The following is a 17,329-nucleotide window of genomic DNA, read 5'->3' on the forward strand; positions in this document are numbered from 1 at the left end:
TTAATGTTGTGTGTAACACGTAACTCGAAACCAAACAACCAGCAATTAGTAAACCCGAAACAAAAAACCCGCACCCCGTAATCTAAAACTTTAAATCAAAATACTCAAACTCGCAGGTTGAACTTTAACATGAACCGGTGATTTGATCTTATTGAATTCACCATCCAGATGCCAGTTTTTGGTATTGACCTTAAACGATATTTCAGAGACCGGAAGATAGGTTACATATTCATCATCTTTCAGTCTTTTGGTAAACATTCGGAAAGCAAAGAGTGCAGAATACGTCAGTGGAAACTTTTTTACCAAAACCATGTCAACCAATCCATCACTTTTACTGGCTTTCGGAGCAATATAAGCATTGTTACCAAACTGGCGGGTATTGGCAATGTTCATCATCAGATACCTTCCGTTGTACTGTTGATATTCTTCATCGAAAAATTTCACCTTAATGGGTTTGTAATTGAAAAAGGTTTTCAGGGAAACTTTGATATAATTTTTAAAGCCACGGCTTGTTTTTTCAAATTCTTTAACCACTTTACCGTCAAATCCCGTTCCCGAAACATTGATGGAAAGCCTGTCATTTACCGTGAAAGTATCGATCTTTCTGCAGTTTTTGGCTTTTATTTTTTCTAAAAGTTCATCCAGATTTTTACTGAATTGTGTTTCATTGGAAAATCCATTTCCCGAACCTGCCGGAAAAATGGCCAGAATTTTATCGGTATAAATCAGATTTTTGGCTACTGTAGAAATAGTACCATCCCCTCCGATGGCCACAAAAATATCTACTTCTTCAAAATGGGACTGAATAAATTCATCTGTTCCTGGAATAGATTCCGACACATAATACAATGGGTTATTAACCTTTGTTTTAAGTTCATTTAAAAACGGCTGATAGTTTTTTTTGGCCGAAAAAGGATTGATAATAAAAGCTACTTTGTCCATTACCACAAAATTAAAAAATGCTTCCAGAACTGGAAGCATTAATTTACTTAATTTTCATTCTTTCTTTAAATTCTGCATTTAATGTGCCTTTCAGGTCTTCCCATGAAACAGGAATGGTAATATCTCCGGCAGCAAACGCAGCTATTTCATAGGGACTGTAGTGAAAATACAGGTTTTTATCATCAAAATAAAAGTTATCAGATGCCGGAATTTTATCCACTAAAAGCATTTCTGAGTTCTTCACTTCTCCGTCACCATCCATCGTACCACTATTCATTTTATCAATATTTTTCATCAGAATGGCTTCAATTTTATTTTTAGGCATTGAAGTAATGTCTTTCAATTCTAATTTTTTGCTGTTTTTCAGATCAAAAACCCTTTCGGAAAATCCGTAATTATCATGTGCCCCACCTTCATATCCGCTTCCTACATATTGGATATGCATATAACCGTTGGTGTTGGAAATGAGGTTCATGTGTGAGCTTGAATACCAGTTTTGAGCATACGTAACGTCTGAAACCCAGTCTTTATTATCATTTTTTACAGAATTGAAATAATTGTTTTTTTCATTATCCAGATAAGCCTGAAGACCGGCTTTGGAAAAGTCTTTAATCTTTTCATTCTGGAAATAGATGCTGTCTAACAGTTTTTTATCTTTTAAAGTAGGGAAAACCAGAAGCTTTGAAGTATAGCTCACTTTTAACGAATCAGTAATTTTTGTAGAGTCATTGACCTTCACAGAGTCTACTACAAATTCTTCAGCGGCTTTTTTCTCAGTTTTTTCTGCTGATCCTGCCGTTTCATTTTTTTTACAGGCAGTCACTGCTAAGAAAGAAGATAATGCTATAACAGCAATCGTATTTTTCATAATTCTCATTTTTTTGGTATCAAATACAAAAACCATTCAAAAGATGAATGGTTTCTGAAAAAAATTTTTTTTTTATTTAAATCATGTTAAATATTACTTTTTTACAAGACTTATGACCTGATTTTCAAATTTCGAAGCCACGCCCCAGATTTGTTTGAATGCAGGGTAATATTCTTTCGGATAATCTGAGCTGTTAATTTTTGTAGTGGTCGTTACCTCCAGCTTATTTTCTTTTTGTACGATAGAATAGGTGTATTCTATTTCTTTATCTTCTGTAACAATCTTTTTTTCTTTAGGCATTTCCTCAATCATATAACCTTCCGGAATTTCAAGAGTTACTTTTTTTACTTTTGTGATCGGTGATCCAAAATCGATAGGATACTGTCTTACTTCCGTCTGATCAAATTCATTGGAACTTTTGTTTAAGAACAGCATAGGATTAATGATCATTTTCTTTCCTACTCTGTCAATCAGGTTGGGAGAAGAGAATTTCATACTGCTTTCAAAGTCTCCATTTTCCAGCACTTTTGAATCGATATCCGTAAAGTCCATGGAGAAGTTTTCTTTATACTGTTTTTTATATTTCTCGGCATTATCGTCATAGCTGTCCTTTACATACATTGCGTAAGCTCCGGTATCTCTGTCTGAGTAAGTTCCTGAAATACTTCCATCATCATTAATTTTACCATTGACCGTAAGGAAAGTATTACTCGACTTCACATTAGCCATTTGAATCAGAAGAGTTTTGCCTTTGGTGACTAAAATTCCATACTGATTCCAGTTTTTAAGAGGAATTTCATCCAGAGAAGATTGTTTTGAGGTGGCATCATAGATATGCAGCTGGTCATCAATACTGATAGCGGCTAATACAAAATTCATATTGGAAATATTAGGCGAAACCAGGTTGATTAACCCGTTTTCCACTGTAGAAATTACCAACGGATCAGCTTTAAGACCTGCTTCGCGAAGCATCATCACAAGAAAAAGATTGATTTCTGCAGCGTTCCCAACTTTAGTTTCCAACAGTTTCCTGATGCCATCTTCTGTGTAAATTCCTTTATCTTTATTCCAGGTAAAGGTCTTTTGAACGTAGGAAAAAATAGCATTTGCCTTTTCAAGATCCGTTTTCATTTCTGAAATTCCTGCCGGCAAATTTTCTTTTGCCAGTTTTGCTTTTTTCATTTCTCCTCCAAAATCTTCACTTTCATACAATCTCTTCCCAATCTGATCCCATGAGGAAGAATACAGCTTAAGCTCTCCGAAATTTGTAGAATTCAGCTCAGCACTGATTTTTGTTCTGAAGTTTCTGTCATTTCTTACAAATTTTTCAGTTTTAAAACCTTTCAGATTTTCATAAGCAAATCTGTAGGTTCTGTATTGTGAACCATACAGGTATCTTTCCTCCATCTCTCTGTACTTTGGAGTAATTCCCCCTGTATAATTTACGTTATATGACATATTAATGGGTGTATCAAAAACGTATTCTGTATTCAGAGAAGGAGTGTCGGATTCTATCAATACTTCAGGAATCATAAATCTGAACGGAGAAATAATTTCATATTGATATTCCAGGATTGACCCGTTTTTCACACCTGGAAATGCAAATTTTGTGAGAGTAACATATTTATTCTCTTTACTTTTATATTGAGAACTCTTTTCTACTTTTACAGGAACAGAATTTCCATTTTCAAGATTATAGGTAAAAGCCTTGAATTTACCTAGTGATTCCCTGTTTGAACCGATATTATAGATAGGAATTTCGAGATTCAGCCAATCTTCAGCTTTATCTTTATCATAAATCTTAACTCTGTAAAAATATCTTTTATGCAGATTACCGGTATTGTTATCGATCATAAAATAAGCAGATTTATACAAGATCTCTGCAGGAGCATTATCATCCAGTAATGATTTGGTTTTAGACAAATCTGCATCATTAAATTTCGGAGGATTCAGAAATTCATATTTCTTCTGAGCATTTACCAGTATTGTGCTGGCTGAGCAAAGAAGGAATACTATTATTTTTTTCATGGTTATATTTTTGTTATTAAAATTTTTGAATTATCCATATTCAGAATCTTTTTTCTGAAACTGATATAGTCATTGTACTTTTCTTTTGGATACAGCCCTTTATTAATCTGTATTTTTCTGATCACTTTTACCTGATCATCACTTTTAACAAAGCTTAGCTTATAAGATCCGAACTCGGAAGTAATGCTTGCGTTATCCGGAGTTTCATCAACTTTATATCCTAAGGGAAGAACAAAGGCAATTTCATATTCATCCTCATAAGACATGCCTACTTCAAAAGGAAGCTCACGGTTTTCATCATTTTTAAAGACAGTATCACTAAAAATAGGCACCGATCTGAAGAGAAGGCTGTTTCCTGCTTTTTTAGAGAAATTATTGGTTTTAAAATCAAGGTCATAGGTAATAATGGCATTATCTCTGTCATTATTAAAGTTTTTCATCTCTACCTTTTCAAAGTTTAATACCTTAAATCTCTCTTTTACCGCATCATTTTTTTCCTTGGGATCAAGACTGGCAAACCTCAAATTATAATCATATTGATTTCCCGTATAGGAAAAATTTCCAGTCCCGATAATGCTGTTATCCTCATTAAGGTTAACCCGCAGGATCTGTTTTTCTTTATTCTGTTCAGCTTTATAAACTGGCGTATTGATAAGTTCTATTCCCTTCGGAGTTACAGCAAGCGCATTCCTATCTGTGGTATTATAGCTTAAATGATTAAAGGCTATTTGCTGAGAGGTATTTTCAAGCCAGATATTTCCTTTTTCAGTCGGGATCATCAGAATAGCGTGATTTCCGCCCATAGAAGGAAATTCAGGATCAAAAGAAACCTGTGAGGAACTGGAATTGATCACACAGTATTTAGATGGAATTCCAGCTTCGTTCAATAGAATTCTCATATAATTCGTTAATGCTTTACAGTCTCCATATCCTTTTTTGTGGACTTCATCCGGCTGCATGGGAAGCCAGCCTCCAATTCCTAATCCTACAGCGATATATCGGGTTTTGTTCTGCATGTACTGATAAATTTTCTTTACTTTATCTTCCACAGAACCCTGTAATTGTAAAGATGCAACTTCAGCTTTAATAGCTGGAGTAGATACTGAAACAGGTTCTATCAGATCTTTATAATACCAGGTTCCAAAATCCGTCCAGTTATTTAAAATCCCTTGTTTTCCTGCCAGGTTAAATTTTGTCAGAGCAAAATTTACTGAAGGTAATATTTTAACAGGCTCTGGAATCATAAAAGCATCATCAATGGCAGGTACATTTTTATAGGAATAGGTCTTATCATTTTCACTTCCGCTTTCTACAACAGACGCATAGTTATACTTTGAAGGGTATACCTTAGTACGAAGTTCAATTCCTGATGTATTAATGATTTTGAACTGAGCCTCCTCCAAGGACATTTTAATAGAGTAAAACGGTACAAAATCCTGAATAAAGATCGTATTCTTATCTTCACTTTCATAAGAAAAATCAACAGTATAAGGATACTGAACTGATGTGTAAGAAAATACCAGAATTCTGTTATCGGAATAGAAAACTCCCTGCGGATTATTGGCAAAATCTTTAAAATCCGACTTTGAAAAGCTCTTAACCTTTTTTCCGGCTTCATCATAAATCGTAACTTTTATGTTAGAAATACTTTTTGCTTTATCATAAGGTATATACGCTACAGCCCGTTCATCACCATCTTTATTTAAAACTGTAGTCACAGTATTATATTGGTATTTTATTTCATCAACTTTGTTGATCTGAACCGTTGTAAATTTTTTTCGTATAACAACGTTAGCATTTTTCTTTAAATTCTCAGGAATGGCAGAGGCAGGATAGCTCTGTGCGAAATATAATGAGGCAGTAGATAAAGCCCCCAGGACTAATATTTTCATCATAGTTATTAAGATGGCACAAAAATAATAAAATCTTAATAACTGTTAAAAAAAATATAAAAGGCTTCAACATGTGAAGCCTTAACCTGTTACTTAAAAAAGTACTTTATTAGACGTACTTATAAGAAAATGAACACATTATCAACTTTTCATCATTCAATTTTGAAAAGTTAAAAACAGAATATTTATACTCATTCTATATTGGGAGAAGGGAGTATCTATTCTGTGGCATGAAGGAATAAACTTCATATTATCTGCATTTCAAATTTAAAATAAATTACAATTCAGGTGATTTTAATAATGTAGAATTAATAATAAGAAGAAGTACAATAAATTCTACAGTTGAAAATTATTTATAAAAAAAGACCTCAAAAATGAAGTCTTTTAAATTTTTTGTTTCTTTTTTAATCATTCGGGACCAGTTTACTATCAAACTGATCACTTCCAAGTCCCAATACAGGAATAAAAATAAATCCGAAAAGGAGAATCAGAATCGTGTAAAGAGGAGTTTCTTTGGCAAAGCCTTTGGCCAGTCTGTCATATACAACCCAGCATGCATAGATATTTACCAATGGAATAAAGAAAAGAATGATCCACCAAATTGGTTTTTTCACAATTTCCAGCAATACGATGGTGTTGTAAATAGGAATAAAGGCGGCCCAGGCATCTTGTCTTCCTGCTTTCTGGAAGATTTTGTACATGCAGTATCCATAGAAAATATAACACAGTAAGCCGAAGAACATCGTTCCGATCCCTAATCCTGCAGCCACTGCTCCAGAAGCCGCATCCGCCCCGTTGTAAGGATCTGTTTGTAAAAGAGTTAACATATTATTGTTTTTTTGGTTTATCCAAATATAAAAAAAGCTTCTAAATAATTAGAAGCTTTTTTATTATATTTTTAAAAAGGTTTATGCATCAATTTTTGCATATTTCGCATTTTTCTCGATAAACTCTCTTCTTGGCGGAACTTCATCTCCCATCAACATTGAGAAAACACTATCAGCCTCTACAGCATTATCAATAGTTACCTGCTTCAGAATTCTGTGTTCAGGATTAAGGGTAGTTTCCCAAAGCTGCTCAGGGTTCATTTCTCCAAGACCTTTGTAACGTTGTACTTCTACTCCTTTTCCGTCCGGAGACATTTCTAAAGTAAACTCTTCACGTTCTTTCTCGTTATAAGCATATACTTTTTTGTTCCCTTTCTTTAATAGATATAAAGGAGGTTGAGCAATATAGATATATCCGTTTTCAATAAGTTCCTTCATATATCTGAAGAAGAAAGTAAGGATCAGTGTCGAAATGTGAGATCCGTCAATATCGGCATCGGTCATGATTACGATCTTGTGGTATCTTAGCTTAGCCATGTTCAATGCTTTGCTGTCTTCTTCAGTACCTACAGAAACCCCAAGAGCTGTATAGATATTTCTGATCTCTTCATTATCATAAACTTTATGAAGCATAGACTTTTCTACGTTCAAGATTTTACCTCTTAAAGGAAGGATAGCCTGGAAGTGTCTGTCTCTTCCCTGCTTGGCTGTTCCACCTGCGGAATCTCCCTCTACAAGGAAGATCTCTGATTCTGCAGGATCTTTTGAAGAACAGTCAGATAGTTTTCCCGGAAGACCAGAACCTCCCATCGGAGATTTTCTCTGAACCATTTCACGGGCTTTCTTAGCAGCCTGTCTTGCTTTTGCAGCTAAAACAACTTTCTGAACGATCAGCTTAGCTTCATTAGGATTTTCTTCCAAGAAGTTAGTAAGCATTTCTCCTACAATTTTATCTACAGCCCCTGAAACTTCAGAGTTTCCTAATTTTGTTTTAGTCTGTCCTTCGAACTGAGGTTCCATTACTTTTACAGAAACTACAGCTGTTAACCCCTCACGGAAGTCATCTCCTGTAACTTCTACTTTCTCTTTCTGTGGAATTCCTAAATCATCAGCATATTTCTTAAGGGTTCTCGTTAAAGCACGTCTGAAACCTGCAAGGTGAGTTCCTCCTTCATGCGTATTGATATTGTTTACGTAAGAGTGAAGATTCTCGTTGAAAGATGTATTGTAACGCATTGCTACTTCTACAGGAATATCATCTCTTTCACCTTCCATGAAAATCACGTGCTCCATGATAGACTCACGGTTTCCGTCAATGTAAGCAACGAATTCTTTTAATCCACCTTCTGAATGGAAAATTTCTGAACGGAAAGATCCGTCTTCTAATTTTTCTCTTTCATCCGTTAAAGTAATGGTAATTCCTTTATTAAGATAAGAAAGTTCTCTTAAACGGCTTGCTAATGTATCGTAATTATAAATTAATTCTGTAAAGATTGTATCATCCGGTTGGAAAAACTGTTTGGTACCTCTTCTTTCACTGTGACCAATTTCCTCTACACCTGTCTGAGCTTTTCCTCTTGAATAAATCTGCTGGTAAACATTCCCATCTCTGTAAACAGTAGTAATCATCTCGTTGGAAAGTGCATTCACACACGAAACCCCAACCCCGTGAAGACCTCCGGAAACCTTATAAGAGTCTTTGTCAAACTTACCTCCGGCTCCAATTTTCGTCATTACAACTTCAAGGGCAGATTTCTGCTCTTTTTCGTGGAAATCAACCGGGATACCTCTACCGTTATCACTTACCTCAATTCCGTTTCCTTCCTTGATGCTAACGAAGATCGTGTCGCAGTACCCTGCCAATGCCTCGTCAATAGAGTTATCTACTACTTCATAAACCAAGTGGTGAAGCCCTCGGACTCCTACATCACCAATGTACATTGAAGGACGCATACGTACGTGCTCCATTCCTTCCAATGCCTGAATACTACTAGCTGTATATTGTTTTTGACTCATATTAAATATTAAAAATCCTGCTCTATGCAAAGACTTACAAATATCGTGATTTTTTTCGAGGTATGAAAGTTAAAAAGTGTCAAAAAAATGTAGAGTTTTCTTATCGAAAACATAAGAAAAAGTAAGCCAATAAAAGATTCAAAATTAAAAGGTATTGGTGAAATACCAACTGTTGTAAATCATATTCAACATCAATAATTTATGCGTAAATTTATTTACTGAAAAGTTGAAATTATGGATGATTTTATAGCAGCACGCGCTCAGATGGCACTCTCTCTGGGCTTTCATATCATATTCTCCTGTGTGGGTATGGTGATGCCTTTTCTGATGGCTTTTGCCCATTGGAAATATCTAAAGACCAATAATGAAGTATACAAAGGACTGACAAAAGCATGGAGCAAAGGGGTGGCTATTCTTTTTGCTACGGGTGCGGTTTCAGGAACGATGCTTTCTTTTGAGTTAGGACTTCTGTGGCCTGGTTTCATGAAGCATGCAGGTCCTATTTTCGGAATGCCGTTTTCTCTAGAAGGAACAGCCTTTTTCATTGAGGCTATTGCTATCGGCTTCTTTTTATACGGATGGGAAAGATTCAATAAATGGTTTCACTGGTTCTGTGGATTCCTTGTAGGAGTAAGCGGGCTGGCTTCCGGAATTCTGGTGGTAGCAGCCAACTCATGGATGAACTCTCCCACTGGTTTCGATTATATCAATGGACAGTATCTTAATATAGATCCTATCAAAGCAATGTTCAATGATGCGTGGTTTCCACAGGCTCTTCACATGACGGTTGCGGCATTTTGTGCCACGGGATTTGCTGTAGCTGGAGTACACGCCTTTATGATTATGCGAAAAAGAAATGTTGAATTTCACACCAAAGCTTTTAGAATTGCTGTAGGATTTGCTTTGATTGGAGCGTTCGGAGCACCTCTAAGCGGTGATGTTGCTGCAAAGTCGGTGGCAGAAAGACAGCCTATCAAACTGGCTGCGATGGAAGCCCATTTTGAAACGGAAAAAGGCGCCTCGTTTGTGATTGGCGGAATTCCTGATGAAGAAAAAGAAGAAGTAAAATATGCGGTAAAAATTCCAAAAGTTTTAAGTTTTCTGGTGAGCAATGACTTCAATTCTGAAGTTAAAGGTCTTAAGGATTTCCCCAGAGATGAATGGCCTCCGATTGCTGTAGTTCATTATGCTTTTCAAATCATGATTTTCTTCGGAGTGGTCATGATTGTTATTGGAGCTATTTATTTATATGCTTTCTTCTTCAAAAAAGAATGGCTGAATAAACACTGGCTGCTGAAAACGTTTTTAATAGCAACCCCTTTCGGATATATTGCGCTGGAAGCAGGATGGACAGTAACAGAAGTAGGAAGACAGCCTTGGATTATTTATGGGATTATGAGAACGGTTGATGCAGTAACTCCAATGCCGGGAATACAGTATTCATTCTATTTCTTTACAGCTATTTTCGTATCATTATCATTAATCCTTGTTTTCCTTTTAAAGAGACAGATTCAAATGGTTCCGAAGCTTTACGATCCTACCGATGCTCAGTTTAACGATAAAAACAAAAAATCATGATTTACATTGTAATAGGTTTTCTCTGGCTATCCATCTGTCTTTATATTATTTTAGGCGGAGCTGACTTTGGAGCAGGTATTGTAGAAATGTTCACCAATAAAAAAGCCCGCCATAAAACCCATGAGATTATGTATGAATCTATTGCTCCTGTTTGGGAAGCCAATCACATGTGGCTGATTATTGCCATCGTTATCCTTTTTGTTGGCTTTCCGGAGATTTATACCACTATGTCTACTTATCTTCACATTCCTTTAGTCTTAATGCTTTTAGGAATTATTGCAAGAGGAACAGCTTTTACGTTCAGGCATTATGATGCTGTGAAAGATAACTGGCAGGTTTTATATACTCAGATCTTTTATTATGCCAGTCTTTTAACCCCTTTCTTTTTGGGATTAATTGCTGCTGCTACGGTTTCACATTCTATCAATCCTGATGCTGTAGGTTTTCTGGATTTGTATGTGTTCAGCTGGCTGAACTGGTTTGGAGTTTCCGTAGGTTTATTTACGGTAGCGCTTTGTGCTTATCTTGCTTCTATCTTTTCATTAAGAGAAACCCGTGATAAGGCAGACCTTTTATTAATGATCAGAAAATCCAAACAGACGATGATCTTCGTGGTAATTACAGGTATTTTAGTATTTGTGACCGCTTATATTTCAGACATTCCCCTTTTGATGTGGGTATTTTCTAAACCTTTGGGCATTATGGCAATTGCCTTTGCTACGATTGCTTTATTGCTTATTTTAAGAGCGATGAACCGTCAAAAACTACTTCCCGTACGTGCTTTGGCAGGATTCCAGATGGTGATGATTTTAGTAGCGGCAACGTATCAGCATAATCCGGATATTATTTTATTGGGAAACGGACAGCATCTTTCACTGCTTGAGCATATGGCTCCTGAAAAGACTATTGCGGCATTAGGTTGGGCTTTAATGCTGGGTTCATTGTTTATCCTTCCGTTTTTATTTTATCTGATGGCTTCTTTCAGTAAGTTGAGAAAATAGGTAAAATATGCAGACTTATAAAGACAAAACAGAACTTATTGAAGAGCTAAAGAAAAGATACCTGCTCTATGATGAGGAATTTAATGATATAAAAGAAGAAGAAAAAGATCTTCCGCAACCGGGAGTTGACAAAACTCCGTCCCAAAATATTTCCTATCAATTAGGTTGGACTCACCTGCTTTTACAGTGGGAATCTGATGAAAGCAAAGGAATTGAAGTGAAAACTCCTACTCCTGAATATAAATGGAATAATCTGGGAGGATTATATCAGTCTTTTTATCATGAATACGGTTCTTATAGTTTACAACAGCAAAGAGACTTGCTGCGAAATCAGGTTAATGAAATTATCAACTGGATAGAAAACCTTAGTGATGACACACTATTCACTCCCGGACAGAGAAAATGGGCAACTACTCCCGCCCAATGGCCGGTCTGGAAATGGATTCATATCAATACCGTGGCTCCGTTTAAAAACTTCAGGGCACAGCTTCGGAAATGGAAAAAAGAAAAAGGTACAAAATAGATTTGTACCTTTTATATTATATTTAGATCTTCTGAAAAATCTTAAGCCAATTTCATCAAAAGATTTTCGTCAATTTTCTCTACTTTCACAATATTATTTTTTGTCAAAGTTTTAGAAGCTTTATCCCATTTTTTACCGGATAACTGGCTTCTTTCTTTTACTTCTACCAAAGCCATTGGCTCTTCCTGAGAGTTAAGGATTTCAAGGATTACTTTTTCGTCCTCTCCTAATTCAATTTGTGGAACTGCTTTTTCAGGTCTCATCTGAGGGAAGAATAATACTTCCTGGATTGAGGCATTATTCGTTAAGAACATAATTAATCTGTCCATACCGATTCCTAATCCTGAAGTTGGCGGCATACCATATTCCAGCGCTCTTAAGAAGTCCTGATCGATGAACATGGCTTCATCATCTCCTCTTTCAGATAATGCCATCTGTGCTTCAAAACGTTCTCTCTGATCAATAGGATCATTAAGCTCCGAATAAGCGTTAGCGATTTCTTTACCGCATACCATTAATTCAAAACGCTCTGTTAAGCCTTCTTTGCTTCTGTGTTTCTTTGTCAATGGAGACATTTCGATCGGATAATCCGTAATGAAAGTCGGCTGAATAAAGTTTCCTTCACATTTCTCACCGAAGATCTCATCGATTAATTTTCCTTTCCCCATTGTCTCATTCACTTCAATACCGATAGACTTGGCAAAATCGTATAATTCTTTCTCAGTTTTTCCAGTAATATCGAATCCTGTAAATTTAAGGATTGCTTCTGTCATGGAAACTCTTGGATAAGGAGCTTTGAAGTCTACATTGTGTTCTCCGAAAGTAGCTGTTGTAGTTCCGTTTACCTGAATAGCACAGAATTCCAGTAATTTCTCAGTGAAATCCATCATCCAGTTGTAATCTTTGTACGCTACATAGATTTCCATAGCGGTAAACTCAGGGTTGTGCGTTCTGTCCATTCCTTCATTTCTGAAGTTTTTAGAGAACTCATATACCCCATCAAAACCACCTACGATCAATCTTTTCAGATACAATTCGTTGGCAATTCTTAAATATAATGGAATATCTAAGGCATTGTGATGCGTGATAAACGGTTTTGCTGCTGCTCCACCAGGAATTGACTGTAGAATTGGTGTTTCCACTTCAAAATATCCGGCATCATTAAAGAATGTTCTCATGGCATTGAACAATTTTGTTCTTTTCACGAAAATTTCTTTTACCTGTGGGTTTACCGTTAAATCTACATAACGCTGTCTGTATCTTAATTCCGGATCGGTGAACCCGTCGTGTACAACACCGTTATCGTCAGTTTTTGCCTGAGGAAGAGGGCGTAAAGCCTTTGTAAGAAGCGTAAAGTTTTTCACTAAAACCGTCTTCTCTCCTACCTGAGTGGTAAACAATTCTCCTTCGATACCGATAATATCACCGATATCCAAAAGGTGCTTGTAAACTTCATTATATAGTTCTTTATCTTCACCCGGACAAATCTCATCTCTGTTGAAATAAACCTGAATTTTTCCTTTAGAATCCTGCAATTCTGCAAAAGAAGCCTTTCCTTGAATTCTGCGGGACATCAATCTACCAGCGATCTTCACCTGTTTACTTTCAGAAAAGTCCTGTTTTATAGATTCTGTAGTATCTGTAATTGTATACTCATCCGCAGGGAACGCATTAATCCCCATTTCAGTAAGCTTATTCAGCTTTTCTCTTCTAATGATTTCTTGTTCTGATAATTGCATTTCTTATTTTTCTAAAAGCGTACAAATTTAGGCATTTTTGGTCTGACCATCAATGGCTTTTTTCAGAAATTTTAAAAAGTAGTTGAGATGCGGGGTATTCGGATACGTGTTGCGGGATTCGAGGTATAAGGATGCGAGATTTGAATATTGCACTATGACTTTAAACCTTAAACATTGAACTTTAAATAAACCAGGTTTTTCTGTTTTTTTGAGGAATAAAAGTCCAGGCAAGTATTCTGCTTACTTTTTGTCCCTGAGCCATATCAATAGTTTTCACCTCTACGGCTTTGACATTTTTTAAAAGGTTAGTCAGTTTATTGAGATTATCTTTTTTAGAAACCAGACATGTGAACCAAAGAACCTGTGATGAAAATAATGCACTTTCATTAATCATTTTTGTAATAAATGCCAGTTCGCCTCCTTCACACCACAACTCAGACTGTTGACCACTAAAGTTAAGAAGAGGTTTACTTTTCTTTGATTTACTAAGATTTTTTGTTTTCCTGATATTCCCTTTTATGGCAGATTCTTCAGAATCATGAAAAGGAGGATTGCACATGGTGAAAGTAAACCTGTCTTCCGCACCGATGATATTGGTAAAAATATGATCAGCATCAGGCTGACTTTTTAGCTGAATTACAGAGGAAAGATCTTCATTGTGATCCAGAATATGCTGAGCATTTTTTAAAGAATCCTGATTGATATCTGTTCCCAGCATCGTCCAGCCATAAGATCTGTGACTGATTAAAGGGTACACAAGGTTGGCTCCTGTTCCAATGTCCAGGCCTTTTACAGAATTTCCTGTCGGAATTTTATTAAGTTGTTCGCCAAAAAGATCTGCTATATAATGGACGTAATCTGCCCTTCCGGGAATGGGTGGACAAAGATTGGTATCGGGAATATCCCAGCCTTTGATGTTGTAGAAATGTAAGAGTAAGGCTTTATTGAGCAGCTTAACTGCTTGTGGAATGCTGAAATTAATGGTTACCGTCTGATAAGCATTCACGAAAACATAGTGTTTCAGTTCCGGCACACAAGAAATAAGCTGATCAAAATCATAGGGATTACGATGCAGATTTCTTGTGTGCAGACTGGATTTTTCAGCGGACATATTTTATTTCTTCTGACTTAAAATATATTCCACCATTTTTTTGGCATCTTCTTTAGATACCTGTGGATGGGCAGCCATAGGCACACTTCCCCATACTCCACTTCCGCCTTCTATAATTTTGGAAGCCAGCAGTTCTGTATCTTTTTCAGAGTACTTTCCTGCAATTTCCTTATAAGAAGGTCCTATCATTCTCTCATTAACAGAATGGCATCCTGAACAGTCCAATGTTTCCATGATCTGGTCACCGGAAAGATTAGATTGAGCAGGCTCTGAAACAGCAGTCGTTTCAGAAGAAGACGCTACTTCTGCTGTATTTTCTTTTTTAGAACAGGAAATGATCATAAGACCTAAAGTTCCTGCTAAAAGTATTTTTTTCATTATTTCTTCGCTGTAGAATCTGTTTTAGCAGCTTCAGGAGCAGGAGCAGCCGGAGTTGCAGCAGCTGGTGCAGCAGTTTTAGCAGTAGAATCTACAACAGTAGTTGCTTCTGGTTCTTCAAGCATGGTGTTGCTATCCTGTAAAGAATGATCTACTTTTTTTGAGCAGCTTGCTAATAATAAACCTCCAATAAATGCGATTGCTAATACTTTTTTCATTTTTTTCTAATTTGGAAGCAAAAATATAAAAAATAAAGTTTTAAACTTATGACAAATGTTTTCTTTGAGAAATATTTTTGCGGTCAGAGTTTTAATTTGACAATAAAAAATAATTCAATCAATAGGGAAATTTAAAATAGGTTATTATTTTTGTATATCGGATGATCCAAACCAAAACCGAAATATAAATATGAAGCTTATGACTAAAAAAAATTGGTTGGCTGCAGCTTTCTTTGTTGTATCCTCTTCCCTCTTTCTTTCGTGTGACAATTCATCTAACGAACCACAATCGGAATATTCTGATAAAATTGAATCGGTGACCCTTTTAAAAACAACTAAATCATGGGATGGAACTGTATATCCGGCCTATCCTGCCACACAGCCGGAAATCACGGTTCTTAAAATTGCTGTACCTCCCAATTCAGCACTGAATTGGCATAAACATCCTGTGATCAATGCAGCGTATGTAGAAAAAGGTGAAATTCAGGTGGAAAGAAAAGAAGATGGCAAAACACAGTGGATACGCAAAGGCCAGGTGCTGCCGGAAATGGTGAATGTGGGTCATCGAGGCAAAACGGGAGACAAAGGAGTCACTTTAATTGTTTTCTACAGCGGAACTCCTGATATTCCTTTGTCTGAACCGGTACAATAAATGTTTTAAACGCTGGGTTCGCAAGGTAATTATCATAATACTATATTTTGTTCGCAAGGGCACTTCGTTCAGCTAATGACAGTGTATTTTGCTAAGTGAAACGCCGTTGCGACCCTTTTATAGTTAATTAATAGCATCTTTGCGAACCCAGCGTTTAGATTATTCTTATACAGAACCGGTACAATAAATGTTTTAAACGCTAGATTCGCAAAGTATTTATCATACTACTCTATTTTTGTTCGCAAGGGCACTTCGTTCAGCTAATGACAGCGTATTTTGCTGAGGGGAACGCCGTTGCTGACATTTTAACAATCATTTAATAACATCTTTGCAACCTCTACGTTTAGATTATTCTTATACAGAACCGGTACAATAAATGTTTTAAACGCTAGATTCGCAAAGTATTTATCATACTACTCTATTTTTGTTCGCAAGGGCACTTCGTTCAGCTAATGACAGCGTATTTTGCTGAGTGAAACGCCGTTGCAACCCTTTTATAGTTAATTAATAGCATCTTTGCGAACCCAGCGTTTAGATTATTCTTATACAGAACCGGTACAATAAATGTTTTAAACGCTAGTTCGCAAGGTAATTATCATAATACTATATTTTGTTCGCAAGGGCACTTCGTTCAGCTAATGACAGTGTATTTTGCTGAGTGAAACGCCGTTGCGATCGTTTTATAGTTATTTTAATAAAATCTTTGCGATCTCAGCGTTTAAATAAAAGATTATTATAGTTATATTTAATCCATGGTTTTAATTTCAAAAATTCTGTTTTTCACCAGTCATCATGGTTTTTATACTGTGGTTCTGTTGTTTGCGTTCTTTGGATTGCTCTCCTATCTGACCAAAAAAGCATGGTTTTTAATTCCAATTATTCCACTGGCTATAGTTAATGGTTTTGGCGGACAGTTTTTAAATGCATGGTTTTTAAACAAATATGGTGTTGAGAGCACTGCTATTATCACCTCTGATATAGAAACCAATTCTACCCTCAATGATATGTACATCCACGACTATGAGGCTATTGTGAAAAAGCAGGATGGAAAATATATTTCAACCTTTTTCTCCACGACCAGCGCAGCGATTTATCCGATTGAAAATGCCATCAGGATTCCACAAGCAGAAGTTTCTTTCCCTGTAAAATATATTCCGGGATATGAAAAAAACATGGTCATTCTTTACTATCAGTCTGATGAAGGGCAGGCTAATCTTAAGTATTCCAAACTGGCTCCTGTTAACTCTGCCAGAATCAAATATGAAGTTGATAAAACAAATAAGGAGTTCATAGAAGAATACATTTCTGCACTGGAAAATTATGTTGAATATGATGATGATAAAACATACAGAGAAAAAATCAAAGAATTAAAACAGGAGCTTAAGCAGCTTAAATAAAGGATTTCTATATTAAGTTTATTTATTTTCTGATATTTTTTAGTTTTTTTATTAAAAAAATTTCTACATTTGTCCCATGTTAAAAATGAACAACAATATTTGGTGGTGGCTTTCAAACTCTTCGTCGGGTCTGGAGGTATTGTCATGTTGTTAACTACA

Annotated in this window: 15 protein-coding genes; 5 read left to right on the forward strand and 10 right to left on the reverse strand. The window is 36.1% G+C overall.

Annotation, left to right across the window (positions count from 1 at the left end):
* Nucleotides 1-90 precede the first annotated feature (90 nt).
* From DDF69_RS09470 to gyrB, 6 genes are all read right to left on the reverse strand, one after another.
* On the reverse strand, nucleotides 91-942 hold the full coding sequence (locus DDF69_RS09470; protein ID WP_114820666.1) for a diacylglycerol/lipid kinase family protein: 852 nt from the start codon (nucleotides 940-942) through the stop codon (nucleotides 91-93).
* Nucleotides 943-985: 43 nt separating this feature from the next.
* Nucleotides 986-1,810, reverse strand: coding sequence for an RsiV family protein (locus DDF69_RS09475; protein ID WP_114820667.1), 825 nt, complete (start codon nucleotides 1,808-1,810; stop codon nucleotides 986-988).
* A 93-nt stretch (nucleotides 1,811-1,903) separates the two neighbouring features.
* Nucleotides 1,904-3,838 carry a transglutaminase-like domain-containing protein gene (locus tag DDF69_RS09480; RefSeq protein ID WP_114820574.1) on the reverse strand — a complete coding sequence of 645 codons (1,935 nt, stop codon included), beginning with the start codon at nucleotides 3,836-3,838 and terminating at the stop codon, nucleotides 1,904-1,906.
* Nucleotides 3,839-3,840: 2 nt separating this feature from the next.
* Nucleotides 3,841-5,733, reverse strand: a complete 1,893-nt coding sequence (locus tag DDF69_RS09485; protein WP_114820575.1) for a DUF3857 domain-containing protein — start codon at nucleotides 5,731-5,733, stop codon at nucleotides 3,841-3,843.
* Between the two features lie 401 nt (nucleotides 5,734-6,134).
* Nucleotides 6,135-6,557, reverse strand: a complete 423-nt coding sequence (locus DDF69_RS09490) for a DUF5684 domain-containing protein (RefSeq protein WP_034695994.1) — start codon at nucleotides 6,555-6,557, stop codon at nucleotides 6,135-6,137.
* An 81-nt stretch (nucleotides 6,558-6,638) separates the two neighbouring features.
* Complete coding sequence (gyrB, locus tag DDF69_RS09495; RefSeq protein ID WP_114820576.1) at nucleotides 6,639-8,573, reverse strand: DNA topoisomerase (ATP-hydrolyzing) subunit B; 1,935 nt, start codon at nucleotides 8,571-8,573, stop codon at nucleotides 6,639-6,641.
* A 234-nt stretch (nucleotides 8,574-8,807) separates the two neighbouring features.
* On the opposite strand from gyrB, the gene DDF69_RS09500 reads away from it, so the two are divergent.
* From DDF69_RS09500 to DDF69_RS09510, 3 genes are read left to right on the forward strand one after another with little or no spacing between them, the layout of a single operon-like run.
* Nucleotides 8,808-10,151 carry a cytochrome ubiquinol oxidase subunit I gene (locus DDF69_RS09500; protein ID WP_114820577.1) on the forward strand — a complete coding sequence of 448 codons (1,344 nt, stop codon included), beginning with the start codon at nucleotides 8,808-8,810 and terminating at the stop codon, nucleotides 10,149-10,151.
* Nucleotides 10,148-11,152 carry a cytochrome d ubiquinol oxidase subunit II gene (locus DDF69_RS09505; RefSeq protein ID WP_114820578.1) on the forward strand — a complete coding sequence of 335 codons (1,005 nt, stop codon included), beginning with the start codon at nucleotides 10,148-10,150 and terminating at the stop codon, nucleotides 11,150-11,152. Before DDF69_RS09500 ends, DDF69_RS09505 begins: the two co-directional genes overlap by 4 nt.
* 7 nt (nucleotides 11,153-11,159) lie before the next feature.
* Nucleotides 11,160-11,675 (forward strand): ClbS/DfsB family four-helix bundle protein, encoded by a 516-nt coding sequence (locus tag DDF69_RS09510; protein WP_114820579.1) that lies wholly within the window; start codon nucleotides 11,160-11,162, stop codon nucleotides 11,673-11,675.
* Between the two features lie 41 nt (nucleotides 11,676-11,716).
* On the opposite strand, the gene lysS is transcribed toward DDF69_RS09510, so the two are convergent.
* From lysS to DDF69_RS09530, 4 genes are all read right to left on the reverse strand, one after another.
* Entirely contained in the window at nucleotides 11,717-13,414 is a 1,698-nt protein-coding gene (lysS, locus tag DDF69_RS09515; RefSeq protein ID WP_114820580.1) for a lysine--tRNA ligase, read from the reverse strand.
* Nucleotides 13,415-13,595: 181 nt separating this feature from the next.
* A complete protein-coding gene (gene rlmF, locus DDF69_RS09520) occupies nucleotides 13,596-14,525 on the reverse strand; it encodes a 23S rRNA (adenine(1618)-N(6))-methyltransferase RlmF (RefSeq protein WP_114820581.1) in 930 nt (309 codons plus the stop codon).
* 3 nt (nucleotides 14,526-14,528) lie between these two features.
* On the reverse strand, nucleotides 14,529-14,903 hold the full coding sequence (locus tag DDF69_RS09525) for a c-type cytochrome (RefSeq protein WP_114820582.1): 375 nt from the start codon (nucleotides 14,901-14,903) through the stop codon (nucleotides 14,529-14,531).
* Nucleotides 14,903-15,121: a hypothetical protein gene (locus tag DDF69_RS09530; RefSeq protein WP_076354041.1), complete on the reverse strand. Its 219-nt coding sequence runs from the start codon at nucleotides 15,119-15,121 to the stop codon at nucleotides 14,903-14,905. The genes DDF69_RS09525 and DDF69_RS09530 overlap by 1 nt, the downstream gene beginning before the upstream one ends.
* Nucleotides 15,122-15,320: 199 nt before the next feature.
* On the opposite strand from DDF69_RS09530, the gene DDF69_RS09535 reads away from it, so the two are divergent.
* Both DDF69_RS09535 and DDF69_RS09540 read left to right on the forward strand, forming a co-directional pair.
* Nucleotides 15,321-15,773 carry a cupin domain-containing protein gene (locus tag DDF69_RS09535; protein ID WP_114820668.1) on the forward strand — a complete coding sequence of 151 codons (453 nt, stop codon included), beginning with the start codon at nucleotides 15,321-15,323 and terminating at the stop codon, nucleotides 15,771-15,773.
* Between the two features lie 752 nt (nucleotides 15,774-16,525).
* The gene (locus DDF69_RS09540; RefSeq protein ID WP_114820583.1) at nucleotides 16,526-17,170 is read left to right on the forward strand and encodes a hypothetical protein; all 645 of its coding nucleotides are present in this window, start codon (nucleotides 16,526-16,528) and stop codon (nucleotides 17,168-17,170) included.
* The last annotated feature ends 159 nt before the right edge of the window (nucleotides 17,171-17,329 follow it).

The organism is Chryseobacterium sp. KLBC 52, assembly GCF_003347605.1.
In the GTDB taxonomy this organism is placed as follows: Bacteria; Bacteroidota; Bacteroidia; order Flavobacteriales; family Weeksellaceae; genus Chryseobacterium.

Excerpts from the sequence above, each read along its gene's own strand:
- lysS (WP_114820580.1), bottom strand. The coding sequence starts at position 13,414 with ATGCAATTATCAGAACAAGAAATCATTAGAAGAGAAAAGCTGAATAAG.
- DDF69_RS09485 (WP_114820575.1), bottom strand. The coding sequence starts at position 5,733 with ATGATGAAAATATTAGTCCTGGGGGCTTTATCTACTGCCTCATTATAT.
- DDF69_RS09490 (WP_034695994.1), bottom strand. The coding sequence starts at position 6,557 with ATGTTAACTCTTTTACAAACAGATCCTTACAACGGGGCGGATGCGGCT.
- rlmF (WP_114820581.1), bottom strand. The coding sequence starts at position 14,525 with ATGTCCGCTGAAAAATCCAGTCTGCACACAAGAAATCTGCATCGTAAT.
- DDF69_RS09510 (WP_114820579.1), top strand. The coding sequence starts at position 11,160 with ATGCAGACTTATAAAGACAAAACAGAACTTATTGAAGAGCTAAAGAAA.
- DDF69_RS09535 (WP_114820668.1), top strand. The coding sequence starts at position 15,321 with ATGACTAAAAAAAATTGGTTGGCTGCAGCTTTCTTTGTTGTATCCTCT.
- DDF69_RS09475 (WP_114820667.1), bottom strand. The coding sequence starts at position 1,810 with ATGAAAAATACGATTGCTGTTATAGCATTATCTTCTTTCTTAGCAGTG.
- DDF69_RS09505 (WP_114820578.1), top strand. The coding sequence starts at position 10,148 with ATGATTTACATTGTAATAGGTTTTCTCTGGCTATCCATCTGTCTTTAT.
- DDF69_RS09540 (WP_114820583.1), top strand. The coding sequence starts at position 16,526 with ATGGTTTTAATTTCAAAAATTCTGTTTTTCACCAGTCATCATGGTTTT.
- DDF69_RS09480 (WP_114820574.1), bottom strand. The coding sequence starts at position 3,838 with ATGAAAAAAATAATAGTATTCCTTCTTTGCTCAGCCAGCACAATACTG.
- DDF69_RS09470 (WP_114820666.1), bottom strand. The coding sequence starts at position 942 with ATGGACAAAGTAGCTTTTATTATCAATCCTTTTTCGGCCAAAAAAAAC.
- DDF69_RS09530 (WP_076354041.1), bottom strand. The coding sequence starts at position 15,121 with ATGAAAAAAGTATTAGCAATCGCATTTATTGGAGGTTTATTATTAGCA.
- gyrB (WP_114820576.1), bottom strand. The coding sequence starts at position 8,573 with ATGAGTCAAAAACAATATACAGCTAGTAGTATTCAGGCATTGGAAGGA.
- DDF69_RS09500 (WP_114820577.1), top strand. The coding sequence starts at position 8,808 with ATGGATGATTTTATAGCAGCACGCGCTCAGATGGCACTCTCTCTGGGC.
- DDF69_RS09525 (WP_114820582.1), bottom strand. The coding sequence starts at position 14,903 with ATGAAAAAAATACTTTTAGCAGGAACTTTAGGTCTTATGATCATTTCC.